Genomic DNA, 24,861 nt, shown 5'->3' with positions numbered 1-24,861 from the left:
GGGCGCGGGCACGGGTCGGTAGCCTCGCCGCATGGGATCCCGGCGAGCCGCGCTGATGGCGCGCCACGGTCGCAACTTCGGGCTGCTGGGGCGCTTCGGACTGGTCGGTGCGTCCGGCGTGCTGGTCAACCTCCTGACGCTCGTGGTGCTGCGCCGGCTGGGCCCGCACTTCGACGACGCGGTCGTGGCCATCGGGTCCAGCGGCTTCAACATCCGCTGGTACCACGTCTACTCCACGCTCGCCTTCCTGGTGGCGAACCTGTCGAACTTCCAGCTCAACCGCACCTGGACCTTCCGCAGCAGCAAGGCGCAGCGCTGGTGGTCGGAGTACTGGCCGTTCCTGGTGGTCGGCTTCGGCGGCCAGCTGGTGGGCCTGGCGCTCCTCACCCTCCTGATGCATCCCCACTCGCCCGTGAGCCTGCCGACCCAGGTGTTCGACGACTCCTCGGGGCTGCGCAACCGGCTCTACTGGTCCCAGCTGATCGTCATCGGGCTCGTCACGCCGCTGTCGTTCGTGTTCAACAAGCTCTGGACGTTCGCGGCGGTCCGGAGCGGTCGGCTGGACCTCGCCGACCCCATCCGTGAGGGTGAAGTGATGGCTGGGAAGGAAGGGGCCTGACGGCTCCGGAGCGTGGCCGAGACGTGCACCGGCTCGCCTGTCACCGCACCGGTGCCGCGTGGTAGAAACTCCCCGGAGTTCGACGGGAGGGACGCCACTCAATGACGACATCGGGGTCCTACGACTTCGCCGGCTACCAGGTCCTGGTCGTGGGCGGCACGCGCGGCGAGGGCCACGCGATCGCGTCGTCCTTCGCCTCGTGCGGCGCGTCGGTGACGGTGACCGGCACGATGATGCTGCGCTCGCTCTACGACTCCGACCTCTCGGCGTTCGACTACGAGTCGGTCAACCTGGCCCGCCAGGACTCCATCGACCACCTCGCGGCGAGCATCGACCACATCGACGTGCTCGTGCTGGCAGCCACCTGCAACCTCCCCCACGGCCTGCCGGCCGGTGAGCACGACTTCATCGCCGAGGCGGCCCGCTCGGGCCTGCTGGGGCCCACCTTCCTCACCACGCGGCTGCGGCTCAAGCTCGGCCAGAGCCCGGCGCTCGGCGGTGGGTGCGTGGTCAACACCGGCGCCGTACGCACCTGGCTGGAGCTCTCGCAGTCGCCCGAGACGGCCCACGCCGAGCTCGTCGCCTCGACGGCCCGCGCCGCGGACAACTGGGCCGGGCTCGGGGTGCGGGTCAACTCCGTCGCCCGCTCCCCCCGCCCGGTCCTGCCCCGCCAGTTCGCCCCCCGCCCGGTCGTCTCCGCCGGCAGCCGGGTCGCAGGCGGCACACTCGTGCGTGACCCCCGGTCAGCGACCGACAGCGCGGTCGCGGACGCCGTGCTGTTCCTCGCCAGCAGCTCGGCGGCGCGGATCACCGGGCACACGTTGACGATGAGCTGAGTCCCACCCGACCGGCGTGAGCTCGCGTTCGGGGCGCGGCGACGCGTCCTCGTCGATTCGAGCGAAATGCTCCGCAATCGGCGCCAGGGCGGTTACGGTCCATGCACTCACCGGCAACAAGAGATCCACAAGTGTTTCGCGGCCGCCTCGGGCTCCGTCGCTCTCCCGTCATCCGGAAGGACGTGCTCACGTGACTGCTGAACTCATCTCCTCGCCCGCCACCCGGCGCCGTACGTCGTGGGCGGGGCGCGCGTCGCAGCACCGTCGCCAGCAGGTCGGCTTCCGTGAGGCTGGCACCGACGCCCAGGTGGAGGCCCTGTGGCTGTCCCTCGTCGAGGTGCTCCGCGCGATGGACGACCCGTCGTCGGCCGTGCTCTGCACGGCCGGGGGGACCCCGGTGGCGGCCTACGGCCTGCCGAAGCCCGAGGTCCCGCGCGTCTCCCGCCAGGCCGGCACCGCCTTCGCCACCCGCACGCGCCCGGACGGATCGGTCGGCGAGGTGGAGACGGTGGAGCTCACCGCCGGCCGGTGCCACACCGTGATCGCCTCCGTCCCGGGGACGGACGCCGACCACCTGCTCACGGTCACCGCCGAGGGTGTCAGCCCGCCGCTCCTGGAGGCCTGGACCCGCCGTGCCGCCGAGGACCTGCGCCAGGCGCTGTCAGTCGCCGCCGCGATCGAGTAGACGGTCCGCCGCGGCGTAGGGGTCGGTCTCCCCCGCCGCGACCCGGGCGGCGAGCACGTCGAGGTCGTCGCCACCGTCGGTCCCGCCCCAGCGCTCGCGCAGCGAGGCCAGCGCGATGGCCTCGACCTCGCGCCGCGCCCGGAGCGTACGCCGCCGCGTGAGCTCGCCGGACTCCTCCAGCCAGGTCACGTGGCGCTCGAGCTCCCCGAGCAGGTCGTCGATCCCTTCCCCTGTGCTGGCCACGGTCATCAGCACCGGCGGGCGCCAGGCGCCCTCGTGCCGCTCGCCGAGGGAGAGCATCGTGCGCAGCTCGCGACGGGTGCGCTCGGCGCCCTCGCGGTCGGCCTTGTTGACGACGTAGAGGTCACCGACCTCGAGGATGCCGGCCTTCGCGGCCTGGATCCCGTCGCCCATCCCCGGCGCCAGCAGCACGAGCGTGGTGTCGGCGAGCCCGGCCACCTCGACCTCGCTCTGACCGACGCCGACGGTCTCGACCACGACCACGTCGCAGCCGGCCGCGTCGAGCACCCGCACCGCCTGCGGGGTCGACCAGGCGAGGCCGCCGAGGTGGCCACGGGCCCCCATCGAACGGATGTAGACGTCCTTGTCGAGCGCGTGGTCGCCCATCCGCACACGGTCGCCGAGCAGCGCACCGCCGGAGAAGGGCGACGACGGGTCGATCGCCAGCACGCCGACACGCTTGCCGGCGCGGCGCATGCCCGCCACCAGCGCGTTGGTCGACGTCGACTTGCCGACGCCCGGTGCCCCGGTGATGCCCAGCACGTGGGCGCGACCGGTGTGCGGGTTGAGGGCGGCCATGACCTCACGCAGGTGCGGTGAGGCGTCCTCCACGAGGGTGATCAGGCGCGCGACCGCCGCCGCCTCGCCCGCACGCGCGCGTGCGACGAGGTCGGGGACCGCATGGGCGCCCCGCCGCGTCACGACCGCCGCCTCGCGGCCCGGGTCACCGAGCAGGCACGCGGATGATGAGCGCGTCGCCCTGGCCGCCACCGCCGCAGAGCGCCGCCGCACCGGTGCCGCCGCCACGGCGCTGGAGCTCCAGCGCGAGGTGGAGCACGATCCGGGCACCCGACATCCCGACCGGGTGACCGAGGGCGATGGCGCCGCCGTTGACGTTGACCTTGTCCTGGTCCACGCCGAGCTGGCGCGCCGACTCGATGCCGACGGCGGCGAAGGCCTCGTTGAGCTCGAAGAGGTCGATGTCGGAGACGGCGATGCCCTCCTTCTCGGCCGCCTTGGCGATGGCGTTGGCCGGCTGGAGCTGGAGCGAGGAGTCGGGGCCGGCGACCTGACCGGAGGCGCCGATCTCGGCGAGCCAGGTGAGGCCGAGCTCCTCGGCCTTGGCCTTGCTCATCACCACGACCGCGCAGGCGCCGTCGGAGATCTGCGAGGCGGAGCCCGCGGTGATGCTGCCTCCCTTGGCGACGGGGCGCAGGCCGGAGAGCGACTCGACGGTGGTGTCACCGCGTACGCCCTCGTCCTCCGCGACCGTGACGTCGCCGCGGCGGCTGGAGATCGTGACCGGGACGACCTCGTCGTCGAAGACGCCGTTCTTCCACGCCAGCGCCGCGCGCTGGTGGGACTGGGCGGCGAAGGCGTCCTGCTCCTCGCGGGTGAGGTTGGCGCCGGCGGCGTTGCAGCCGTCGGTGAGGCTGATCATCGCCTGGTCGGTGAACTGGTCGTAGAGCGCGTCGTAGGCCATCGAGTCGACGAGCGCGGTGTCGCCGTACTTGAAGCCCTCGCGGCTCTTCGGCAGCAGGTGGGGCGCCTGGGTCATCGACTCCATGCCACCTGCGACGACGATCTCGTGCTCACCGGCACGGATCAGCTGGTCGGCCATCGCGATCGCGTTGATGCCGGAGAGGCAGACCTTGTTGATGGTGATGGACGGGACGCTCATCGGGATGCCGCCCTTGACCGCCGCCTGGCGGGCGGTGATCTGGCCGGCGCCGGCCTGGATGACCTGGCCCATGATCACGTAGTCGACCTGCTCGCCGGTGACGCCGGCCCTCTCGAGCGCGCCCTTGATGGCCACGCCGCCGAGGTCGGCCGCCGACTGGTCCTTGAGTCCGCCGAGCAGGCGGCCGATCGGGGTGCGAGCCCCGGCAACGATCACGGAACCGGTCATGAGCTTCTCCTCCAGGCATGCGGGGTGATGGGTGCTACCTCCAACGACGATACCCATGACGACGGCCGGTGCGGCAGGGTGTGGGAGCCGCCCGCGGTGAGGCACACGTCACACCCCCTCGCGCCCCACGCCGCCGGAGTGCACGATGACCCCCATGAGCGCGCCCGACCTCCCAGACGACCTCCAGCACCTCTTCACCGCGATCGACCACGTCGGCATCGCGGTGCCCGACCTCGACGCGGCGATGGCCTTCTACCGCGACTCCTACGGGATGCGCGTGCTCCACGAGGAGGTCAACGAGGAGCAGGGCGTGCGCGAGGCGATGGTCGGCGTCGGCGACTCCGGCTCCTGCATCCAGCTGCTGGCGCCGCTGACTCCCGAGTCGACGATCGCCAAGTTCCTCGACCGCAACGGACAGGGCATCCAGCAGCTCGCGTTCCGGGTCGAGGACGTCGAGCACGTCGCCGACGTGCTCCGCGGGCGCGGTCTGCGCCTGCTGTACGACGCCCCGCGGCGCGGCACCTCGGGCAGCCGGGTGAACTTCATCCACCCCAAGGACGCCGGCGGGGTGCTCGTGGAGCTCGTCGAGCCCGCTCGCTGACCCCGCGATCGAGCCCGGCGCGAGGAATCTCACACCTCCCACCACGCAAGGTTACTCGCCGGTACGTTGACCGGCACCTGACAACGGCACCGATGCCTCGCCCACCCTGATTTCAGGAGACACCCGTGCACAACATCCTCGAAGCCATCCAGTCCGGCAACGCCACCTCGGAGGACTTCGCCTCCCTGCAGCTGCCCGAGTCCTACCGCGCCGCCTTCGTCAAGAAGGACGAGGTCGACATGTTCGAGGGGGTGGCCTCGAAGGACAAGGACCCCCGCAAGTCCATCCACGTCGACGAGGTGCCGCTGCCCGAGCTCGGCCCCGGCGAGGCGTTCGTGGCCGTGATGGCCAGCGCCATCAACTACAACACCGTGTGGACCTCGATCTTCGAGCCCGTCTCCACCTTCGGCTTCCTCGAGCGCTACGGCCGCAACAGCGAGCTGACCAAGCGCCACGACCTGCCCTACCACGTCGTCGGCTCCGACCTCTCCGGCGTCGTGCTCAAGGTCGGCGCCGGCGTCACCAAGTGGAAGCCGGGCGACCGCGTCGTCGCGCACTGCCTCTCGGTCGAGCTCGAGGGCCCCGACGGCCACAACGACACGATGCTCGACACCGAGCAGCGGATCTGGGGCTTCGAGACCAACTTCGGCGGCCTCGCCGACGTGGCGATGGTCAAGGCCAACCAGCTCATGCCCAAGCCCGAGCACCTCACGTGGGAGGAGGCCGCCTCCCCCGGCCTGGTGAACTGCACGGCGTACCGCCAGCTGGTCTCCAAGAACGGCGGCGACATGAAGCAGGGCGACAACGTCCTCATCTGGGGCGCCTCGGGCGGCCTCGGCGGCTTCGCCACGCAGTACGCCCTCAACGGCGGCGCCACCCCGGTCTGCGTGGTCTCCAACGAGGAGAAGGCCGCCATCGCCCGCAGCATGGGCGCGGAGCTGATCATCAACCGCTCCGAGGAGGGCTACAAGTTCTGGAACGACGAGAACACCCAGCAGGACCCCAAGGAGTGGAAGCGCTTCGGCGCGAGGATCCGCGAGCTCACCGGCGGCGAGGACATCGACATCGTCTTCGAGCACCCCGGTCGTGAGACCTTCGGCGCGTCCGTCTTCGTCACCCGCAAGGGCGGCACCATCACCACCTGCGCGTCGACCTCGGGCTACATGCACGAGTACGACAACCGCTACCTGTGGATGAACCTCAAGCGCATCATCTCCAGCCACTTCGCCAACTACCGCGAGTCGTGGGAGGCCAACCGCCTCATCGCCAAGGGCAAGATCCACCCCACGCTGTCGAAGACCTACACGCTCGAGGAGGTCGGCCAGGCCTCGCTCGACGTGCACCACAACTCCCACCAGGGCAAGGTCGGCGTCCTGTGCCTCTCGCCCGAGGAGGGCCTCGGCGTCCTCGACCACGAGATGCGTGCGCAGCACGAGAGCGCGATCAACCGCTTCCGCGGCGTCTGAGGGAGTCCCGCGCCCTCGACGAGACCCTGCTCACACCCCGGTTCGCCCGACTCCCTCGGAGTCGCCCGCGAGCCGGGGTGTGATGTTGTCGGACCATCGGCAAGACTGGCACCCACGCAGTCAGTTCGACCGAGAGAGGGTGCCTCGACCATGAGCTCCGACAAGGGCCTGTCCATCTTCGACGAGCCGGAGTCCGCCGACGACGCGGCCGAGGAGACCCAGGTCCTCCCGGTCACGGCGAAGGACGAACCGGAGGTCGCGAAGCCCCAGCGCAGCAGCGGGGCCACCGTCGCCCCGCCCGTCGCCCCGCCCGCCGCCACACCGCCCGCCGCGGCCCCGGACGCCGAGGCGACCCGCCGCTCGCCCGTCATCACGCCCGCGGCGCAGACGCCGGCGTCCCCCGTCGCGCCGCGCGCGGCCGGGGCGGCCCCGCTGCCCGTCGTACGCCGCGGTGGCTATGACAAGGCAGCCGTCGACCAGCGCGTCGGCCAGCTCCAGAACGAGAAGTCCGGCCTGGCCACCAGCCTGGCCAGCAGCGAGCAGCGCGTCATCGAGCTCGAGGCCGACCTCGCAGCCGCACGCGAGGAGCTGCAGGAGAACGCCAACCCGACGTACGCCGGACTGGGCGGGCGCGCGTCCTCGATGCTCAAGATGGCCGAGGACGAGGCCGCCGACGTGCGCCGTGCCGGGCACCGCGACGCCGACGAGATCCGCAAGGCCGCCGAGCGCGACGCCACCAGCATCCGCGCCGACGCCGCCCGCGAGGCCGACGACATGCGCATGGTGCAGCTCAAGGAGCTCGACGAGATGCGCGCGCGGCTGACCGCCGACGCCGAGACCGAGCGCAGCCTGGCCAAGGCCGAGGCCGAGGACCTGCTCGCCGCCGCGCGCCGCGAGTCCGACCAGCTCCGCCTCGCCGCGCAGCAGGAGACCAACGAGATGCGGGTCACCGCGACCCGCGAGGCCGAGCAGGCCCGCGCCGCCGCAGACCGCGAGGTCCAGGAGGCCCGACGCACGCTCGCTGTCGAGAAGGAGCGCCTGACCCGCGAGGCCGCCGAGCACCACAGCAACGCCACGGCCGAGACCCAGCGCCTCGTCGCCGAGGCCGAGGCACGGGCCAACGCCGCCGAGCAGCGCGCCCGCGAGGCCACGGCCCAGGCCAACGCCCACCGCCAGCAGGCGCAGGCCGAGGCCGAGGGGCTGCTCACCCGCGCGCGGCGCGAGGCCGAGCAGGTCGTCGCCTCGGCCCGCACCCAGGCCGACTCGATCGGTGCCACCCGCGTGGCGGAGGCCGAGCGCGAGCTGGCCAACATCCAGGCCGAGGTCGACCGGGTCGCCAAGCGACGCGACGCCATCACCGCCCAGCTCGGCGCCCTGCGCGACGTCGTGGCCGGCTTCGGCGAGGACGAGTCCTGAGCTGGCGCGACCGGCTCCGGGAGGCCGTCGCCCCGCGCGACGCCGCGACCCAGCCAGGCTCCACTGCGACCGACCTGTCCCCCGACACCGGGGTCCAGGAGGTCGTCGAGAAGGTCAGCGACGACGCCGACCGTGCCGAGGCGGCCGCCGACGCCGCCGAGGAGTCGGCGAAGTCGGCCGCCGACATCGCCGACCAGATCGACGACGCCATCGACCTGGTGGTCGACGAGGCAGCGCCGGCGCCCTACGTCCCGGCCGAGGCCCCGGCGGCGCCGCTGCTGCTGCGCCACTCGCCGTTCAAGATCGGGTTCTTCGGTGCCTTCGGCGCGCTGGTCGCCATCTTCTTGTCCCAGCAGCTGCTGAGCATCTCCTCGATCCTGATCCTGCTGGTGATGTCGATGTTCCTCGCGATCGGCCTCAACCCGGTCGTGGAGCTCTTCATGCGTCGCGGGATCCGGCGTGGGCTCTCCGTGCTGGCGGTGCTGGTCGTGGTGATCGGGGTGCTCGCGCTCTTCGTGGTCGCCATCGCCCCGGTGATCAGCGAGCAGATCGCCGCGATCACCCGCAACGCCCCGGGGTGGCTCGACGACCTCCAGGCCAACTCGCAGGTGCAGAAGCTCGACGACCAGTACGACGTCATCGCCAAGGCGCGCGACTACATCCAGAACGGCGACTTCGGCCAGAAGGTCTTCGGCGGCGCGCTCGGCGTCGGTCTGAGGGTGCTGTCCGCGGTCGCCAACAGCTTCATCGTCCTGGTGCTGATGATCTACTTCCTGGCCTCGCTGCCCAGCATCAAGCACGCCGCCTACTCCCTGGCGCCGGCCTCGAAGCGGCCGCGGGTCAGCGAGCTCGGCGACCGGATCATCCGCTCGACGGGCGCCTACGTCGCCGGCGCGTTCCTCGTTGCCCTGTGCGCGGGGATCAGCACGTTGGTCTTCTCGTTCGTCGTGGGCCTCGGCGACTACGCCTTCGCCCTCGCCTTCGTGGTCGGGCTGTTCTCGCTGATCCCTATCGTCGGTGCCTTCGTGTCCGGCGCGCTCATGACGCTGCTCGCGCTCACGGTCTCACCCACGGTCGCGCTGGTGGCCCTGGTCTACTACGTCGCCTACCAGCAGGTGGAGTCCTACCTGATCTACCCGCGGATCATGAAGAAGTCGGTCGACATCCCGGGATCGGTCACCGTCGTCGCCGCGCTGGTCGGCGGCTCGCTCCTGGGGATCATCGGCGCGCTGCTGGCGGTGCCGGTGGCCGCGGCCCTGCTGCTCCTGCACCGCGAGGTGTTCCTCAAGCGGCAGGACGCCCTCTGACCGACACGGGGTCGGGACCCGCGTCGGGCTCGGGGAGCGGCTCCACCACCAGGGACGTACGGCCCTCCCCCAGCTTGACCACGACGACGCCGGCGAGCACGAGCAGGCCGCCGGCGAGCTGGATGGCGCGCGGCAGCTCGCCGAGCAGCAGCCAAGCCCAGAGCACGGCGGCGAGGACCTCGCCGAGCGCGACGAAGGACGCCAAGCGGCTGCCGAGGCGGCGCCCCGCCTCGATGCCGGTGACGTAGGCGAAGGCCGCGGTCACCAGGCCGAGGGCGATCACGGTCGCCCACCACGGCACGGTGAAGCCGTCGTAGGCAGCGTCCGCGGTCGAGGCCCGGAACGGCAGCAGGCCGCTGGCGCCGGCCGTCGACAGGACCACGCTCGCGACGAACAGGCCACCGGCGGCGAGGCTGATGCCGGGCAGCCCGTTGGACTCGTCGGCGGAGATGATGAAGTACGACGCCGCGCCCACCATCGCGCCCAGCGCCCACAGCACGCCGACCGCGCTGAGGTCGGCCCCGGAGAGGACGTCGAGCACCAGGACGAGGCCGCAGGCGGCCAGGACGGCACCGAGCACCGTCAGCCGCGAGGGCCGCTGGCCGTGGCGGAGCCAGAGCCACATGACGACCGCGACCGGGGCGGTGTACTCCAGCAGGAGCGCGACACTGACCTGCATGTAGGTGACGGCGTAGAAGTAGCACAGCTGCGCACCGGCGACGGCGGTGATCCCGTAGAGCGTGATCAGGCCGGCGTTGTCGCGCAGCAGGTGCCAGCGGCCACGCAGGGCCAGCAGACCGGGGACCAGGAGGACGACGGCGGCCAGGACCGTGCGCACGGTGACCGCGGCCCCGGCGCTCCACCCGGTGTCGAGCAGGCCGCGGGCGAGCGCGCCCGACATGCCGAAGCTCGCGGCGGAGCCGAGCGCGAGGAGCAGGCCGGCCGCCGTCCGGGAAGAGGTGGTGGTGTCATGGGTCAAAGCCGTCACAGTCATGACGCTAGAGCGCGCTGATGTAATGTGTCAACATGCTTTTCACGGATGACACGGACGCGGCCCTGCAGGCAGCGGTCGCCCTGGTGAACTCGACCGACGAGCCGGGCGACCCCCTCGGCTCGGTCGAGGACCTCTCCGCCTTCCTGACGGCCTGGTCCTACACCGGGCGCCACGAGGCCGGCGCCGAGGAGCTCGCGTCCCTGCGCCGGCTCCGCCCCGCCCTGCGCGAGCTGCTGCTCGCCGAGCGCGACGAGGCTGCGCAGATCGTCAACGGCATGCTCGCCCGCGCCCGCGCGCTCCCCCAGCTCCAGCGCCACGACCAGTGGGACTGGCACCTGCACGCCGTCGAGCCGGACCGGCCGCTCGACGAGCGCGTCATCGTGGAGACGGCCATGGCGATGGTCGACGTGATCCGGGCCGACGAGATGTCGCGCCTCGACCGCTGTGCCGCCGACGACTGCGACGACGTGGTGCTCGACCTGTCGCGCAACCGCTCGCGCCGCTACTGCTCGACCACCTGCGGCAACCGCGAGGCCGTCGCGGCCTACCGCGCCCGCCAGAAGGCCTGACGCCGGCGCCGCTCAGGCCAGGAAGCGCCTGAGCACCTCGAGGAAGACCTCGGGCTGTTCGGAGTGCACCCAGTGCCCGGCGCCCTTGACCAGCACCCGGCGGTTGCGGGGGAAGCGGCGGTCCATCTCCTCGGCGTGCTCGTCGGCGATGTAGTCGGAGTCCGCCCCGCCGACCCACAGCACCGGACCGTCGTACGTCGCCTCGCCGAGTGCCTCCGCGGGCCAGCCCGTGAGCCCGGGCATCGAGTCACCGAGGAGGCCCAGGTTGAGTTGCCAGTGCCATCCGTCGTCGCTGCGGCGCAGGTTCTGGAGCAGGAAGCTGCGCACCACCGGGTTCGGCACGGCCTCCCGCAGGGCGTCCTCGGCCTCGGAGCGGGACCCCAGCGCGGCCAGGTCGAGGCCCTGCATGGTCTCGATGTAGCCCACGAACTCGCGTCCGCTCGGGTACGCCACCGGCGCGACGTCGACGACCGCGAGCCGATCGACCAGCTCGGGATGGCGCAGCGCGAGGCACATCGCGATCTTGCCGCCCATCGAGTGCCCCACCAGCGCCACCGGCTCGTCACCGAGCTCGGCGGCCACCAGCTCGGCGAGCTCGAGGTAGTCGAAGGTCTCGGTCCACGGGGAACGTCCGTGGTTGGGCATGTCGAGCAGCAGGACGCGGTGCTCGGCGCTGAGCGTCTTGGCAGCCTGGGTCCAGTTCCTCCCCTGGCCGAAGAGGCCGTGGCAGAAGACGACGCGGGACCCGGTCTCGCCGAGCTCGGTGCGGTGCAGGCTCACCAGGACATCCTGACGTGCGGCTGGTGCGGCGAGGGCGAGGGGGTCGACCCGGCTCAGAAGTCGAAGCCGTCGAACATCCCGCCGATCCCGTCGCCGATGCTGCCGAACATGTCGCCGAGCCCCTCGCCCATCGCACCCAGACCGTCGCCGAGACCGTCGAAGCCGCCGCCGAAGAGCATGCCCATGAACATCCAGTCCATCGGGCCGAAGGTGCCGAAGTAGCCCTGGGCGTAGGGCTGGTAGGCGCGACCGCCCTGCCAGTAGGGCACCCGGCGCGAGCCGACCATGACCTTGCGGATGTCGGGCTCGGCGCCGGCCCGGACGCGCTCGACGTCGAGGGCGCAGGCGGGCACGTCCCGCGCAGCGCCACCGGGCGGGGTCCACGGCACGTCGGCCACCGACAGCCCGTGGCGCGGGTCGAAGAAGCAGGGCGGGCGGCGCTGCGGGAGGGGCTCGCCGGCGACACGAGCGCGCACGCACGCCATCGCGTAGCGACCGTCCTCGAGGATCTCGGTCACGTGGCGCACGTCCTCGGGACGGGTGAGTGCGGCGGCCGCGGTCTTCGCGGACTCGTAGGAGTCGAGGGCGCGCTGGTAGTCGGCGTTGGCGCCCGGGTCCAGCTGCTCCCCGGCGAGGTCGATGTCGAGGTCCTGGAGCTCCACGCCGAGCGCGGTGACGTCCTCCTCGGCGAGCCTCTTCACCGGTGCCACCTCGGCCTCGGCGCGGGCCAGCTCACGCTTCTTGCTCGACCTGCCGGCTCCCACGGCGAGCGCTGTGAGACCTCCGAGGACGACGAGCACGAGCACGAGTTCCATGCAGCCAGAGTACGCAGAACCTGCAAGAGCAGGCCGCCCATCGACCCCCGACGATGTGCGACCTGCTCCGACACGTGGCCTGTGGGCGTCGGGACCATCCCCTCGTGCGGTCCCCACGCCCGTGGCGCACGAGAAGACTCCCGCGAACCTGCGGGTGCCGGCATCCGTAGTCCTACCTATCTCTGTCGTCCGGGGCGATAGATTCGGTCCGTGCTGTCCCCCTGTCTCGGTCGTGAGGACGTCCGGCGCGCGCTGGACCGGTCGCTCGAGGAGTCGCGCTGGGTGACCGTGGTCGGTCCTCCGGGCAGCGGCAAGACGCTGCTCGTCCGCCACGCCGCACAGGGCCGGGGTGTTGCCTGGGTGGACGCGCGCGCCCTGCACGGCCTCGACGAGGTGCTCCTCGCCGCCCTGGGCAGCCTCGGCGCGGAGACCGCTCCCGGGGACACCCTGGCCGGTGCGCTCGGCCGCGCCCTCGACGGGCGCGACTGCCTGCTCGTCCTCGACGGCCTCGACCTCGACGGCACCGGCGCGGGTCCGGTCATCGAGGCGATGCTCGAGGGCACCACCGACGTCCGCGTCGTCGTGACCGCGCGCACCACGGCCGGCGAGCGGCACGAGTCCGTCGTACGCGTGGCACCGCTGCCCGTGCCCCACCAGCGTGCGCCGCTCGAGGGCCCTGCCGTCGAGCTGTTCCTGCGCGGCATCCGTGCCGCGGGCGGGCCGCTCGTCGACCTCGCCTCGCAGGCACACGAGGTACGCCGCCTGCTCAGCGCTACCGGCGGACTGCCACTCCTCATCGAACAGGTGGCGGTGCAGTCGGCGCTGGTCGGGCTCAGCAACGCGATGTCCACCGTCAGCCTCGACCAGGCCGTCGACTCCGCGCACGGCCTGCTCGACCCGTCGAGCGCCACGGCGCTGCGCCGCATCGGCCTGCTCGACTTCCCCGTCGGCCTGGGCGTGCTCGCGCACGTGCTCGACCGGTCCACCGCCGAGGCCGCCGAGCTCGCGGGCAACCTCGTGCGCCGCAGCCTGCTGGAGGTCGACCAGCGGGGTCACTTCGACATGCTCTCCCCCATCCGCGGACGGGCCCGCGCGCTCGCCGGTCCCGATGACGTCGCGGCCGTCGGCTCCGGCCTGCTCGCCTGGGCGCAGAGCCACGCCCCCGACCACGACAACTACGGCGCCGCGGACGCCGAGTGGCTGCGCGACCTTCCGGCCATGCGCCACGCCGTCCTCACCGCCTGCGCAGACCCCGCCACCCGCGCCGACGGATACTCGGTGGCGAACCGGATCTTCTCCTCCCTCTACACCTCGATGCGCGCCCGGGAGGCGCTCGAGGTCCTCGAGGGCGCGCTGTCGAGCGGCGGCGGCCCCTCGGAGATCGGCGCCCAGGTCGCGCGCCGCGCCGGCATCGCGGCCTCGGAGGTGCGTGGCACCTACGAGGGCCTCTGGCTGCTCGACCGCGCCGACGAGCACGCCTCGGCAGCGCCGCGGCCCGAGGAGCAGCTCGCCAAGACCGCCTCCATCCGCGCCGAGATGCACCTCGACGCCGGCGACACCGCCCGCGCCGAGGCGGAGGCGAAGCGGGCGATCAGCCTCGACCCCGAGGGATCGATCAGCCGCCAGGCCACCCGCACCCTCGCCGACGTCTACGCCTCCCAGGGCCGCTTCGCCGAGGCGGCCCAGGCCGTCAGCGATGCGATGCCCGCGCGGATCAGCCGTGACGAGCGCTGGATCGACCTCTCCGCGCGCACCGTCCTGGCCCGCATCGCTCTCGAGCAGGGCCGGATCGCCGAGGCGGTGGCCGGGGCCCGAGCGGTGGTGCTGGAGGCCCGTGAGCTCGCCGAGGACCGGGTCGGGCTGCTGGCCGAGACGCTGCTGCGAGGCATCGACCCCACGTGGCAGGTCAGGGACGTCGTGCGCGACACGCTGCCGTGGGCCGTACGCCTCCCCGTCCTCGCGCAGGACGGGCGCGACCTGCTCGTCGCGGGCGAGACCCAGCAGGCGGCCGGGCTCGCCGCCGACGTCGTGGCGCTTGCCGACTCCGCGCGCCTGGGTCGCGACGGCGTCGAGGCGCGACTGCTGCTCGGGCGGGCGCTGGTCGGCCTCGGCGACCTCGACCAGGCCACGACGACCTACCTGACGGCCCTCGAGAGCTGCCACACCATGCGGCTGCCGCTGCGTGCCGCGGACGTGCTCGACGGCCTCGCAGGCGTGGCGCGGGCGCGCGACCTCCCCGAGGCCCGGCTCCTGGCCGCGGCCGCCTTCGCCCTGCGTACGCCGCGCCTGGCGGTGCGCTGGGGCTACTCCGCCGACTACGACGTGGTCCCGGCGCACCGGGCGCCTGCCGAGTGGATCGACGGCGCCGAGCTCTCCGACGACGCCGTCGCGCTGGTGACGGCCGTGTTCACCCGGCCGGGCCCGGGCGCGCCGTCCGTCCTCGACGCCCTGACCGCCGCGGAGCGCCAGGTCGCCGACCGGGTGGCGCACGGGCTGACCAGCCGGCAGATCGCCGAAGAGCTCTTCGTCTCGCCGCGCACGGTCGACGCGCACCTGACCCACATCTACCGCAAGCTCGACATCAACACCCGCGCGCGCCTGGCCGCCCTCGTCGTCGACAGCCGCTGAGCCGTCGGCGGGGCTCGCCGAGTGTCGGTGGCGTGGGCCACGATGGACCGATGAGCCGGACCATCCAGGTGACCTTCGACGCCCACGACCCGGAGGCGCTCTCGCGCTTCTGGGCCGACGCGATGGGCTACGTCAACCCCGCCCCGCCCGGGCGCACGCTCGCGCCGGGCCAGGACCCCTTCGAGGCGTGGCACGCCTTCCTCGCCGAGGTGGGGGTTCCGGAGTCGGAGTGGAACTCGGCATCCGCCGCACAGGACCCCGACGGAGCGGGCCCGCGGCTGTTCTTCCAGCGCGTGCCCGAGGGCGCGAGCGCGAAGAACCGGGTGCACCTCGACCTGCGCGCCGCTCCCGGCCTCGAGGGCGAGGCGCGCATGTCGGCGCTGGAGGCGGAGTGCGACCGGCTGGTCGCGCTCGGCGCCTCGCGGGTGGAGCGGCACGAGCCCGCCCCGCCCATGACCCCCGGACACATCGTGATGACCGACCCCGAGGGCAACGTCTTCTGCCTGGACTGAGGACTGCGCCTCAGCGGGGCAGACGCAAGGGCCGTACGGCGCTCAGCGGGCGCTGTAGTCCCGGAACCCGCGGCCGGTCTTGCGGCCCAGGTAGCCCGCGGTCACCAGGTGCTCGAGCAGCGGCGCCGGGGAGAAGCCGGGCTCGCGGAACTCCAGGTAGAGCTCCTTCTGGATCGCCAGCGACACGTCGTTGCCGACCACGTCGAGGAGCTCGAAGGGACCCATCGGGAGCGCACAGCCCTGCTTCATCGCGGTGTCGATGTCGTCGGCGGTGGCGTAGTGCGCCTCGAGCATCTTCACCGCGTCGTTGAGGTAGGGGAACAGCAGCGCGTTGACGATGAAGCCGGAGCGGTCGCCGCACTTCACGGCGACCTTCCCGACGCGCTCGCACAGCGCGAGCACGGTCTCGGTGACGGCCTCGTCGGTGGCGACGGTCGAGACGACCTCGACCAGCTTCATGATCGCGGCCGGGTTGAAGAAGTGCATGCCGATGACGTCCTGGGGACGCTTGGTCACCTTGGCCATCGAGATGATCGGCAGCGACGACGTCGTGGTGGCCAGGATCGCGCCAGGCTTGCAGATCTCGTCGAGGTTCTCGAAGAGCGTGGTCTTGATCGCGAGGTCCTCCGCGATCGCCTCCACCACGATGTCGACGTCCTTGAGGTCGTCGAGCGACGTGGTACCGCGCACGCGGCCCAGCACCTCGGACTTCTGCTCCTCGGTCGCGCGACCGCGCTGGATCTGCTTGTCGAAGTTCTTGGTGATGGTCGCGACCACGCCGTCGACCTTGTCCTGGCCGCGCCCGGTGAAGAGCACGTCGTAGCCCGCCTTGGCGAAGACCTCGACGATGCCCGAGGCCATCGTGCCGGTGCCGACCACGCCGACGAGCTTGATGCTGTGGCGCAGCTGCGGCTTGTCGTCCACGCTCGGGGTCTGGGCGTCGGCGACCACGACGGGCGAGTCGGGCGCCTCGTAGGTGTAGAAGCCGCGGCCCGACTTGCGGCCGAGCAGGCCCGCGGTGACGTACTGCTTGAGGATCGGCGCGGGCGCGTGGAGGCGGTCGCGCCCCTGCTTGTACATCGTGTCGAGGATCTCGTAGGCGGTGTCGAGCCCGATCAGGTCGAGCAGCGCCAGCGGGCCCATCGGGTAGCCGCAGCCGAAGCGCATGGCGGCGTCGATGTCCTCGCGCGAGGCGTACTTGCCCTCGTACATCGCGACGGCGTGGTTGAGGTAGCCGAAGAGGAGCGTGTTGGCGATGAAGCCGGCCTTGTCGCCGCACACGACCGGGTTCTTGCCCAGGCTGCGCAGCAGGCCCTGGACGTCGGCGAGCACGTCGGGCTCGGTGACCACCGTCCGGATGATCTCGACGAGGTTCTGCACCGGCGCGGGGTTGAAGAAGTGGACGCCCACCACGCGGCCGGGCTTGGCGTTGGCGGTGGAGATCTCGGTGACGCTGAGCGAGGAGGTGTTGGTGGCGAGCACCGCGTCCGGGCGCACGATGTCGTCCAGCGCACGGAAGATCGACTTCTTGACCTCGAGCGACTCCACGACCGCCTCGACGACGAGGTCGGCGACGGCCAGGTCGGCCATGTCGGTGGTGAGGGTGATCCGGCCGAGGAGCTGGGCCTGCTGCTCGGGCGTCATCTTCTCGCGCTTCACCGCACGGCCGGTCGAGTGCTCGAGGTGCTCGCGACCGCGCTGGACGCCCGCGTCGTTCTGCTCGACGCCGATGACGGTGAAGCCGTTGCGGGCGAAGACCTCGGCGATACCGGCGCCCATCGTGCCGAGGCCGATCACGCCGACGGTGCTGAACTCGCGGGTAGTTTCGTCGCTCATGGACGCATGCTCCCACGCGGGCGATCCCCGGTGGGTGTGGGAACCGTCACTCCCCGGAGGCTTCCCCCACGGGGGTCGAGGGGCGTACGACGACCACCTGGTCGCCCGGACGGACCGGTCCGGGGCGCACCACCTTGGCGCACAGCCCGCGCAGGCGCCGCGGCTTGCCCTCGGGGCCGTTGACGAAGCCCATCGCGTCCTTGCCGAAACGCGCGATGAACTTCCCGCAGCCGTTGTGCGGCTGGTCGGTCACCACGATCACGGCGCCGTCGGGGCCACCGATGTGCAGCTCGCTCCACGCCGGCAGGTGGTCGTGCGAGAGGTCGAGGTCGAGGAACATCTGGTCGCCGGCCAGCGCCTCGCGCTCCGGGTCCTGGGCCAGGAACTCCACGAGCCGGTGGTTCATCAGGTTGAGCTGCATGTCGGGGTGCGCCGACCCGTCCGGCGTACGCCGGCTTCCGCGCTCGGCCCACGTGTCCCCCACCAGACCCTCGGCGAGGTCGAGGTGGCCGACCTCCAGCACCTCGCGCTCCCCCGGCGCCGGCCGACGGATGACGGCGCGAAGGGTGCCGACCTCGCGCGGCGCGGCGTCGAGGACCGGGAGGAAGTCGGCGAGGTCCGCGGCGGTGCGGTGCGAGCGCAGCACGCGGCGAACGAGCACGTGGCCGGGCTCCTCGCGCATCGCGGACAGCGGACCCGGCAGCGGCTCGTCGCGCGGGATCGCGGCGAAGCCGAGGTCGGCGTACGCCGTCGCCTCGGGGCCGGCGAAGGGCAGGGCCGTCAGCTGGCCGTGGCCCTTGACGGCGAGCCGCTCGCAGGCCGCATCGACCAGCGCACGCGCGGTGCTCCCGTCGAGGTCGACGCCGGGCGCGAGGCGGGCGAGGTGGGCGTGCCCGTCGAGGAGGTCCACGCGGGCGTGGCCGAGGGCGGGGTCGCCTGCCACCACGACGAACCCGGGCCCGTGGGAGGCGTCCTCGATGCCGAGGTGCGCGAGGTCGCGCTGCCGCGCGGGACGTACTGCGTGGTCGGTCACGGGGCCACTGTAGATTCGCCCGTCGTGAGGATCGTCGTCGCGCGCTGCCAGGTGGACTACGCAGGACGGCTCTCGGCCCACCTGCCCCTCGCCACCCGTGTCCTGATGCTCAAGTCGGACGGGTCGGTGTTGATCCACTCCGACGGCGGGTCCTACAAGCCGCTCAACTGGATGTCGCCGCCGTGCACGGTCCGCGAGGGCGTGTCCGAGGACGGCCGCCCCGAGTGGCTGGTGAGCGCCACCAAGTCCGACGACACCCTGCGCATCCTCATCGACGAGGTCCTCCACGACACCTCGCACGACCTCGGCATCGACCCCGGTCTGCAGAAGGACGGCGTCGAGAAGCACCTCCAGGAGCTGCTCGCCGAGCACCCGACGAGCCTGGCTGCGGGGCTGACTCTGGTGCGCCGCGAGTTCATGACCGCCATCGGCCCCGTCGACCTGATGTGCCGCGACGCCGACGGGCTCTCGGTCGCGGTGGAGATCAAGCGGCGCGGCGACATCGACGGCGTCGAGCAGCTGACCCGCTACCTCGACCTGCTCAACCGTGACCCCGCGCTGACCCGCAAGGGGGCGGTGCGCGGCATCTTCGCCGCCCAGGAGATCAAGCCGCAGGCCCGCGTGCTGGCGACCGACCGCGGCATCGCCTGCGCCCTGGTCGACTACGACGCGCTGCGCGGGATGGACGACGCGGAGCACCGGCTCTTCTAGCCGGTCGCGCGGCCTCGCCGCAGCACCTCGACGAGCAGGTGGGCGTAGCCCCGCGCGTCGTCGATCGCGCGGTGGGTGTGCTCGACCTCGCCGAACCACTCGCTGGGCAGGTCGTGCACGGAGAAGGTGGCGGGATCGCCGCCGGTGACCCCGCAGGCGAGGCTCTTGAGGCACAGGCCGGCGCCGTGGAAGAGGCGGTCGGTCTCGTCGGGCCCCTGCGCCAGCCCGTACGCCGTGAACCGCCGCAGGTAGGAGTCGACGTACGTCCCGTCGAAGCCGAGCGGCGAGGCGACGAACTCGCGCTCCTCGCCCAGTCCCTGCACCCACGACACGAAGTCGGCCATCACCTCCGGCACCGGGCGTGCCCCCTCCGTGGCAGCGGCCAGCACCTCGGGCGGCTGCGAGAGCCACCACGCCCAGGTGTGGGGGTGGGGCTGGGCGCCCGGGAGCCGCTCGAGCACGGCCTCGAACTCGCCCACCTGCTCGCCGGACGCGGTCACCGCGACCGAGGCCAGGGCGAGCATCGAGTGGGCGCCGGGGACGAACCCGTCGACCTCGATGTCCGTCACGACGTAGATGCGACCTGCGTCCCGGGAGGCTGCCATGCCGTTACCCTCGCACGGTGCCCGAGATCCTGCCTGACCGCATCTTCCACATCGCCACCGACGCGGACTGGCGCCGCACCCTGGAGACGGGCACCTACTCCACCTCCACCGTGGGCCGCACCCTGGAGGAGGAGGGCTTCATCCACGCCTCGAGGCGCGAGCAGGTGCAGGGCGTCTTCGACCGCTACTACCGCGGCCTCGGCGAGCACCTGGTCCTGCTGACCATCGACCCGGCGCGTCTCACCGGCGCGGAGGTCCGCGTCGAGGCGGTCGGCGACGACACCTACCCCCACGTCTACGGCCCGATCAACCGCAGTGCGGTCGTCGACGTGGCTCCCCTCGACCGCCGCGGAGGCACCGAGACGCTGATGTCGCTGTGGATCAAGGGGATGGCCTCGCGGATGGGCGTCGCGCTGGTCGTGATGGCACTCGTGGCCGTGGTCGTGCTGGTGGCGGCGCTCAGCTGAGGGGCTGGTCGGCCCACGACCGGGCCACCCAGCCGTCCGCATCGCCCTCGAGGGCGACGACCCCGCAGTTCGGCATCGGCACGTCGCGCGAGTGGCTCAGCGCGAGGTTGCGCGCCAGGGCGGACAGGGCCATGCACATCACGCCCCCGTGGCTGACGACCAGCACCGACTCCCCGCGGTGCGCGTCGGCGATCTCCTCCAGCACCGCGGTGTAGCGCTGGACCACGTCCTCGCCGCTCTCCCCACCGGGGATCCGCGCGGTGAGGTCCCCGTCGAGCCAGGCCGCGAAGGTCTCCGCGAAGGGGTCGGGGTCACCGGTCGTGCCGGCGGCGTGGCCGACGCCGAACTCGCGCAGCCCCGTGCGTACGACGACGTGGGCACCGAGCGCGGCCGCCACGATCTCGCCGGTCTGCACGGCGCGGGCCATGTCGCTGGTCCACACGCGGGATATGCGTTCGGGCGCCAGCCGCTCGGCGAGCGCCCGCGCCTGCTCGCGCCCCAGCGGGCTCAGCCAGCCCCCGGCATCGCTCAGCAGCTCGCTCTCGTAGACGGCCTCGCCGTGCCGGGCCACGAACACCCGGGCGGCGCACTGGAGGTCACTCACCGGCCAACCCCACCACGTCGGCGGCGCAGCCCCACGACAGCGTCACGCCCGCGCCCCCGTGGCCGTAGGTGTGGATCACGTCGCCGACCCGCTCGAGCCGGACCGTGGGGCGGACGGGACGCAGCCCGACCTTGTGCCGCAGGACCCGCGCGCCCTCCAGCTCCGGCACGAGCGCGGTCGCGCGGCGCAGGACCGCCTCGGCCGTCGCGGGGTCCGGGGTGCGGCTCCACTCCCCCTCCTCTGCCGTGCCGCCGACGACGATCTCGCGCGAACGCGGGACCACGTAGGTCGGTCCGTCCGCGTCGAGCGTCCACCGCTCGAGGCCGACCTGCTCGAGGACGACCACCTGCCCCCGCACGGGCGTCACGGAAGGATCGGCACCGAAGTGCCGTGCGCCCAATCCGGTCGCGTCGACCACGAGCGTGCCGTCGGCGGGCAGCGCGGACAGGTTCATCCGCGTCAGCGTGCCGCCGAGCTCCTCGACGCGGGCCTTGAGCCAGCGGAGGTGGACCGGCATGTCCACGACCGGGCTCACGAAGGTCCAGCCGTCGGTGTAGCCGGGAGGCAAGGCGGTCTCGCGGTCCAGCGACGGCACGGCCGCGCGCCACCACGGGTCGGGCTGCGGGGTGCGCAGCACCTCGGTCCCGGTGAGCATCCGCACGCCCGTGCGCTCGTCGCGAGCCAGGTCGGCGAACACCGCGTACGACGTCGCGGCCCAGGCGGTGACCCGGTCCTGCGGCAGCGCGCGGTAGGGGTACCAGAGCGCGGCGGCCACCACGGACGTCGTCTCCAGCGGCAGGTCGCGCGCCACGATGTCGACACGATGGCCGGCCTCCAGCAGTCGCACCGCGCAGGTCAGCCCGACGACACCGGCCCCGACGACGATCACACGCCCCATGGGGCCAGTGTGTCAGCCCGAGGCGCCGGCCTGGCGCGGAGCGGTCGCGTCCTCACCCTCTGCGCCGTGCTCGCGGGCGACGTACTCCTCGATGTCGTCGTGGTTGCGCCTCACCACTGCGAGCAGGTCGCTCATGGTCGCGACCTCCTCGACCTGCTCCTTGATGAACCACTGCATGAACTGCTCGGAGGCGAAGTCGCTCTCCTCCCGCGCGATGCGCAGCAGGCCGTTGATCTGGTCGGTGACCGTCCGCTCCTGCGCCAGCGCCAGCTCGACGGGCGCGACGAGGTCGGCGAAGAGCGAGGTGGGGGCGGCGACGGCCGGGATGGTGACCTCGGCGTCGGTGTCGAGGAGGTACTGGACCATCATCATCGCGTGGCTGCGCTCCTCGAGCGCCTGGTCGTAGAAGAAGGCCGCCATGCGGGGCATGGTCAGCGCGTCGTAGTAGATCGCGCACGCGAGGTACTGGTTGTGCGCGGACAGCTCGTTGCCGATCTGGGCGTTCAGCTGCTCGACGAAGCGGGGGGCGGGCACGGCGGCCTCCTGGTCGGTGGGGCCCTCAGGCCGCGAGGGTCTTCTTCTTGTCCTTGTCCTGCTGGAGCTTCTTGGTCTTCACGAGCTTGCGCTTGTGGACCGTGTAGCCCTCGGGCAGCGTGCCGTCCTTGAGCATCCTCAGGGGGCATCGACCGCACTTGGTGCGGGAGACGCAGCACTTCTTCTTGGGCAGCTTGGCGACCTTGCCGGTCGACGCGCCGGACTTATTGGTACCACCCTTGCTCTTCTTGCCCACGCCGCGACGATAGCAGAATCCTTAGGGCAGCCTAACCTCAGTCCAAGCCGTTGGCCGCGCGGATCACGTCGACGATGCCGCCCATGATCTCGGTCAGCCCGTAGTCCTTCGGCGTGTAGACCGCCGCGACCCCGAGCTCGCGCAGCCGCCGGCCGTCGGCGTCGGGGATGATCCCGCCGACGATGACCGGCAGGTCGCCCAGGCCGGCCTCGGCGAGCCCGTCGAGGACGTCGGGCACCAGCTCCATGTGCGAGCCGGACAGGATCGACAGCCCGATGCAGTGCACGTCCTCGGCCACGGCCGCGGCCACGATCTGTTGCGGCGTGAGCCGGATGCCCTGGTAGATGACCTCGAACCCGGCGTCGCGGGCGCGTACGGCGACCTGCTCGGCGCCGTTGGAGTGTCCGTCGAGCCCCGGCTTGCCGACGAGCAGGCGCAGCCGGCCACCCAGCTCCTCGCCGGTCGCCCGAACCCGCTCGCGCACCGCGACCAGATCGGCCCCCGCCTCGGCCACCACGGCGCCGGAGACCCCGGTCGGGCCGCGGTACTCGCCGAAGACCTCACGGAGGGTGGCGGCCCACTCCCCCGTGGTGGCGCCGGCGCGCGCCGCGACCAGCGTCGGGGCCATCAGGTTCGCGTCGGTCTTCGCGGCCTCGGCCAGCGCCTCCAGCGCCTCGGTGACCTCCGCCTCGTCCCGCTGCTGCTTCCACGCCTCGACGCTCGCGAGCGCGCTCCGCTCCGCCTCGGGGTCGGCCGCCATGATCGCGCCGTCGAGGTCCGCGGTCAGCGGCGACGGCTCGGTCGACTCGAACTTGTTGACGCCGACGATGATCTCCTCGCCGGACTCGATGCGGGCACGCCGCGCGGCGTGGGAGGACACCAGCTCGGACTTCATGTAGTCGACGGCGGCGATCGCCCCACCCATCTCCTGCACCCGGTCGATCTCGGCCCTCGCGCCCTCGACCAGCTCGGCGACCTTGGCCTCGATGACGTGCGAGCCGTCGAAGATGTCGTCGTACTCGAGCAGGTCGGACTCGAAGGCGAGCACCTGCTGCAGCCGCAGCGACCATTGCTGGTCCCACGGGCGCGGCAGTCCCAGCGCCTCGTTCCAGGCGGGCAGCTGGAGCGCGCGGGCACGGGCGTTCTTGGACAGCGTCACGCCGAGCATCTCCAGCACGATGCGCTGGACGTTGTTCTCCGGCTGCGCCTCGGTGAGCCCGAGGGAGTTGACCTGCACGCCGTAGCGGAAGCGACGCATCTTCGGGTCCTGGACGCCGTAGCGGTCGCGGGTGATCTCGTCCCAGAGCTGGGCGAAGGCCCGCATCTTGCAGGTCTCCTCCACGAACCGGACGCCGGCGTTGACGAAGAACGAGATGCGGCCGACGACCTTCTCGAAGTCCTCCTCCGACACCTGTCCGGCGGCCTTCACCTCGTCGAGCACGGCGATGGCCGTGCTGAGCGCGTAGGCGAGCTCCTGCGTCGGCGTCGCCCCGGCCTCCTGGAGGTGGTAGCTGCAGATGTTGATCGGGTTCCACTTCGGGATCTGGTGGACCGTGTAGGCGATCATGTCGGCGATGAGCCGCATCGAGGCCTCGGGCGGGAACGCGTAGGTCCCGCGGGAGAGGTACTCCTTGATGATGTCGTTCTGGGTCGTGCCGGCGAGCTGCCCGGCGACCTCCTCGGGCGAGAGGTCGCCCCCCGGAACGGCTCCAGCCTGCTCCTCGGCGACCACTTGGTAGAGAGCGAGCATCCACATCGCGACCGCGTTGATGGTCATCGAGGTGTTCATCTCGGTCAGCGGGATCCCGGCGAAGAGCTTGCGCATCTCGCCCAGGTGCGGGACCGGTACGCCGACCTTGCCGACCTCGCCGCGGCTCAGCGGGCTGTCGGGGTCGTAGCCGGTCTGCGTGGGCAGGTCGAACGCCACGCTGAGGCCGGTCTGGCCCTTGGCCAGGTTGGTGCGGTAGAGCGCGTTGGACGCCTCGGCGGTGGAGTGGCCGGCGTACGTGCGCATCACCCAGGGCCGGTCTTTGGCCGGACGCTCCGATTCGGTCATGGCGTCAGGTTAGGACTCCGGTTACCCGTCAGTCACCGGTTGGGCGTGTGACGGATGCCTCAGACCGCCCCGGCCTCAGGCCGTGGCAGCGACGCGCTCGACCTCGATCGCATGCGCCAGCCGGGTCAGGTGGGCCATCCGCCGCACGGTCGGTCCGGGGTTGCGGACCGTCAGGTGGTGCCCGGAGAGCCAGGCGTGACGGGTGGCCACGGCGAGGAGCCGGAGCGCGGTGGCGTCGATCGTGGTCACGTCGCTCATGTCGACGACGACGTCGTAGTCGCCGGACTCGAGGCAGGCGTAGATCGCGTTGCGCACCTCACCGGTGCTGCGGACGTCGAAGGCTCCGTGCAGCACCAGCGTGGACCCGTCCCAGGTGATCTCCATCGGGTGCTCCTCTCGACGTCCCCCGACGCCGCTGCGTGACCAGTGTCACTCCTACAGACGTAGTTGTACCCCGCCCGGTTGCGTCCATGCTTCACCTTTT

General features: G+C 72.1%; 26 protein-coding genes. 12 read left to right on the top strand and 14 right to left on the bottom strand.

Annotated features, from left to right (window positions below):
- Positions 1-31: 31 nt before the first annotated feature.
- The 3 genes from CFI00_RS07880 (at position 32) to CFI00_RS07870 (ending at position 2,140) form a co-directional block, all read left to right on the top strand.
- The gene (locus CFI00_RS07880) at positions 32-619 is read left to right on the top strand and encodes a GtrA family protein (protein WP_242532736.1); all 588 of its coding nucleotides are present in this window, start codon (positions 32-34) and stop codon (positions 617-619) included.
- A gap of 101 nt (positions 620-720) precedes the next feature.
- On the top strand, positions 721-1,455 hold the full coding sequence (locus CFI00_RS07875; protein WP_207084645.1) for an SDR family oxidoreductase: 735 nt from the start codon (positions 721-723) through the stop codon (positions 1,453-1,455).
- Positions 1,456-1,645: 190 nt separating this feature from the next.
- A complete protein-coding gene (locus tag CFI00_RS07870; protein ID WP_207084644.1) occupies positions 1,646-2,140 on the top strand; it encodes a hypothetical protein in 495 nt (164 codons plus the stop codon).
- Here CFI00_RS07870 and meaB read toward each other — a convergent pair.
- Positions 2,117-3,082, bottom strand: a complete 966-nt coding sequence (gene meaB, locus CFI00_RS07865) for a methylmalonyl Co-A mutase-associated GTPase MeaB (RefSeq protein WP_207084643.1) — start codon at positions 3,080-3,082, stop codon at positions 2,117-2,119. The genes CFI00_RS07870 and meaB overlap by 24 nt on opposite strands.
- 22 nt (positions 3,083-3,104) lie before the next feature.
- Entirely contained in the window at positions 3,105-4,289 is a 1,185-nt protein-coding gene (locus CFI00_RS07860; protein ID WP_207084642.1) for an acetyl-CoA C-acetyltransferase, read from the bottom strand.
- A gap of 154 nt (positions 4,290-4,443) precedes the next feature.
- On the opposite strand from CFI00_RS07860, the gene mce reads away from it, so the two are divergent.
- The 4 genes from mce to CFI00_RS07840 all read left to right on the top strand — a co-directional run bounded on the left by mce (position 4,444) and on the right by CFI00_RS07840 (position 9,079).
- Positions 4,444-4,890, top strand: coding sequence for a methylmalonyl-CoA epimerase (gene mce, locus CFI00_RS07855; RefSeq protein WP_207084641.1), 447 nt, complete (start codon positions 4,444-4,446; stop codon positions 4,888-4,890).
- 125 nt (positions 4,891-5,015) lie between these two features.
- On the top strand, positions 5,016-6,356 hold the full coding sequence (gene ccrA, locus CFI00_RS07850) for a crotonyl-CoA carboxylase/reductase (RefSeq protein ID WP_207084640.1): 1,341 nt from the start codon (positions 5,016-5,018) through the stop codon (positions 6,354-6,356).
- 150 nt (positions 6,357-6,506) lie between these two features.
- On the top strand, positions 6,507-7,772 hold the full coding sequence (locus tag CFI00_RS07845; protein ID WP_207084639.1) for a hypothetical protein: 1,266 nt from the start codon (positions 6,507-6,509) through the stop codon (positions 7,770-7,772).
- Between the two features lie 218 nt (positions 7,773-7,990).
- Positions 7,991-9,079, top strand: coding sequence for an AI-2E family transporter (locus tag CFI00_RS07840; protein WP_207084638.1), 1,089 nt, complete (start codon positions 7,991-7,993; stop codon positions 9,077-9,079).
- On the opposite strand, the gene CFI00_RS07835 is transcribed toward CFI00_RS07840, so the two are convergent.
- Positions 9,057-10,067 (bottom strand): EamA family transporter, encoded by a 1,011-nt coding sequence (locus CFI00_RS07835; RefSeq protein ID WP_242532735.1) that lies wholly within the window; start codon positions 10,065-10,067, stop codon positions 9,057-9,059. The genes CFI00_RS07840 and CFI00_RS07835 overlap by 23 nt on opposite strands.
- 38 nt (positions 10,068-10,105) lie before the next feature.
- On the opposite strand from CFI00_RS07835, the gene CFI00_RS07830 reads away from it, so the two are divergent.
- Positions 10,106-10,642, top strand: a complete 537-nt coding sequence (locus tag CFI00_RS07830) for a CGNR zinc finger domain-containing protein (RefSeq protein ID WP_207084636.1) — start codon at positions 10,106-10,108, stop codon at positions 10,640-10,642.
- Positions 10,643-10,654: 12 nt separating this feature from the next.
- On the opposite strand, the gene CFI00_RS07825 is transcribed toward CFI00_RS07830, so the two are convergent.
- A complete protein-coding gene (locus CFI00_RS07825) occupies positions 10,655-11,422 on the bottom strand; it encodes an alpha/beta fold hydrolase (protein WP_207084635.1) in 768 nt (255 codons plus the stop codon).
- A gap of 53 nt (positions 11,423-11,475) precedes the next feature.
- A complete protein-coding gene (locus tag CFI00_RS07820) occupies positions 11,476-12,237 on the bottom strand; it encodes a hypothetical protein (protein WP_207084634.1) in 762 nt (253 codons plus the stop codon).
- 210 nt (positions 12,238-12,447) lie between these two features.
- Between CFI00_RS07820 and CFI00_RS07815 the strand changes: the two genes are divergently transcribed.
- The gene (locus CFI00_RS07815) at positions 12,448-14,865 is read left to right on the top strand and encodes a LuxR C-terminal-related transcriptional regulator (protein ID WP_207084633.1); all 2,418 of its coding nucleotides are present in this window, start codon (positions 12,448-12,450) and stop codon (positions 14,863-14,865) included.
- A gap of 50 nt (positions 14,866-14,915) precedes the next feature.
- Entirely contained in the window at positions 14,916-15,377 is a 462-nt protein-coding gene (locus CFI00_RS07810) for a VOC family protein (protein ID WP_207084632.1), read from the top strand.
- Between the two features lie 42 nt (positions 15,378-15,419).
- Here CFI00_RS07810 and CFI00_RS07805 read toward each other — a convergent pair whose 3' ends face one another.
- Together CFI00_RS07805 and CFI00_RS07800 are read right to left on the bottom strand one after the other, a co-directional pair.
- A complete protein-coding gene (locus tag CFI00_RS07805; protein WP_207084631.1) occupies positions 15,420-17,213 on the bottom strand; it encodes a 3-hydroxybutyryl-CoA dehydrogenase in 1,794 nt (597 codons plus the stop codon).
- 46 nt (positions 17,214-17,259) lie between these two features.
- On the bottom strand, positions 17,260-18,246 hold the full coding sequence (locus CFI00_RS07800) for a hypothetical protein (protein ID WP_207084630.1): 987 nt from the start codon (positions 18,244-18,246) through the stop codon (positions 17,260-17,262).
- A 24-nt stretch (positions 18,247-18,270) separates the two neighbouring features.
- Here CFI00_RS07800 and nucS point away from each other — a divergent pair, with 24 nt between their 5' ends.
- Positions 18,271-18,957 carry an endonuclease NucS gene (nucS, locus tag CFI00_RS07795; RefSeq protein ID WP_207084629.1) on the top strand — a complete coding sequence of 229 codons (687 nt, stop codon included), beginning with the start codon at positions 18,271-18,273 and terminating at the stop codon, positions 18,955-18,957.
- Here the strand turns inward: nucS and CFI00_RS07790 are convergent.
- Complete coding sequence (locus tag CFI00_RS07790) at positions 18,954-19,562, bottom strand: 3'-5' exoribonuclease (RefSeq protein ID WP_207084628.1); 609 nt, start codon at positions 19,560-19,562, stop codon at positions 18,954-18,956. The genes nucS and CFI00_RS07790 overlap by 4 nt on opposite strands.
- A gap of 17 nt (positions 19,563-19,579) precedes the next feature.
- Between CFI00_RS07790 and CFI00_RS07785 the strand changes: the two genes are divergently transcribed.
- A complete protein-coding gene (locus CFI00_RS07785) occupies positions 19,580-20,029 on the top strand; it encodes a DUF952 domain-containing protein (RefSeq protein ID WP_207084627.1) in 450 nt (149 codons plus the stop codon).
- On the opposite strand, the gene CFI00_RS07780 is transcribed toward CFI00_RS07785, so the two are convergent.
- The 6 genes from CFI00_RS07780 to CFI00_RS07755 all read right to left on the bottom strand — a co-directional run bounded on the left by CFI00_RS07780 (position 20,022) and on the right by CFI00_RS07755 (position 24,761).
- Complete coding sequence (locus CFI00_RS07780) at positions 20,022-20,633, bottom strand: histidine phosphatase family protein (protein ID WP_207084626.1); 612 nt, start codon at positions 20,631-20,633, stop codon at positions 20,022-20,024. The genes CFI00_RS07785 and CFI00_RS07780 overlap by 8 nt on opposite strands.
- A complete protein-coding gene (locus CFI00_RS07775) occupies positions 20,626-21,531 on the bottom strand; it encodes an FAD-dependent oxidoreductase (protein ID WP_207084625.1) in 906 nt (301 codons plus the stop codon). The genes CFI00_RS07780 and CFI00_RS07775 overlap by 8 nt, the downstream gene beginning before the upstream one ends.
- A 12-nt stretch (positions 21,532-21,543) precedes the next feature.
- A complete protein-coding gene (locus CFI00_RS07770) occupies positions 21,544-22,065 on the bottom strand; it encodes a ferritin (protein ID WP_207084624.1) in 522 nt (173 codons plus the stop codon).
- Positions 22,066-22,090: 25 nt separating this feature from the next.
- The gene (locus tag CFI00_RS07765; protein ID WP_207084623.1) at positions 22,091-22,321 is read right to left on the bottom strand and encodes a hypothetical protein; all 231 of its coding nucleotides are present in this window, start codon (positions 22,319-22,321) and stop codon (positions 22,091-22,093) included.
- Between the two features lie 37 nt (positions 22,322-22,358).
- The gene (locus CFI00_RS07760) at positions 22,359-24,377 is read right to left on the bottom strand and encodes a protein meaA (protein WP_207084622.1); all 2,019 of its coding nucleotides are present in this window, start codon (positions 24,375-24,377) and stop codon (positions 22,359-22,361) included.
- Positions 24,378-24,452: 75 nt separating this feature from the next.
- The gene (locus CFI00_RS07755) at positions 24,453-24,761 is read right to left on the bottom strand and encodes an STAS domain-containing protein (RefSeq protein ID WP_207084621.1); all 309 of its coding nucleotides are present in this window, start codon (positions 24,759-24,761) and stop codon (positions 24,453-24,455) included.
- Positions 24,762-24,861: the final 100 nt, after the last annotated feature.

Source organism: Nocardioides sp. S5 (assembly GCF_017310035.1).
Lineage (GTDB): Bacteria > Actinomycetota > Actinomycetes > Propionibacteriales > Nocardioidaceae > Nocardioides.
Note: the sequence above shows the minus strand (reverse complement) of the source record. Positions and strands in the feature narration are given on the sequence as shown.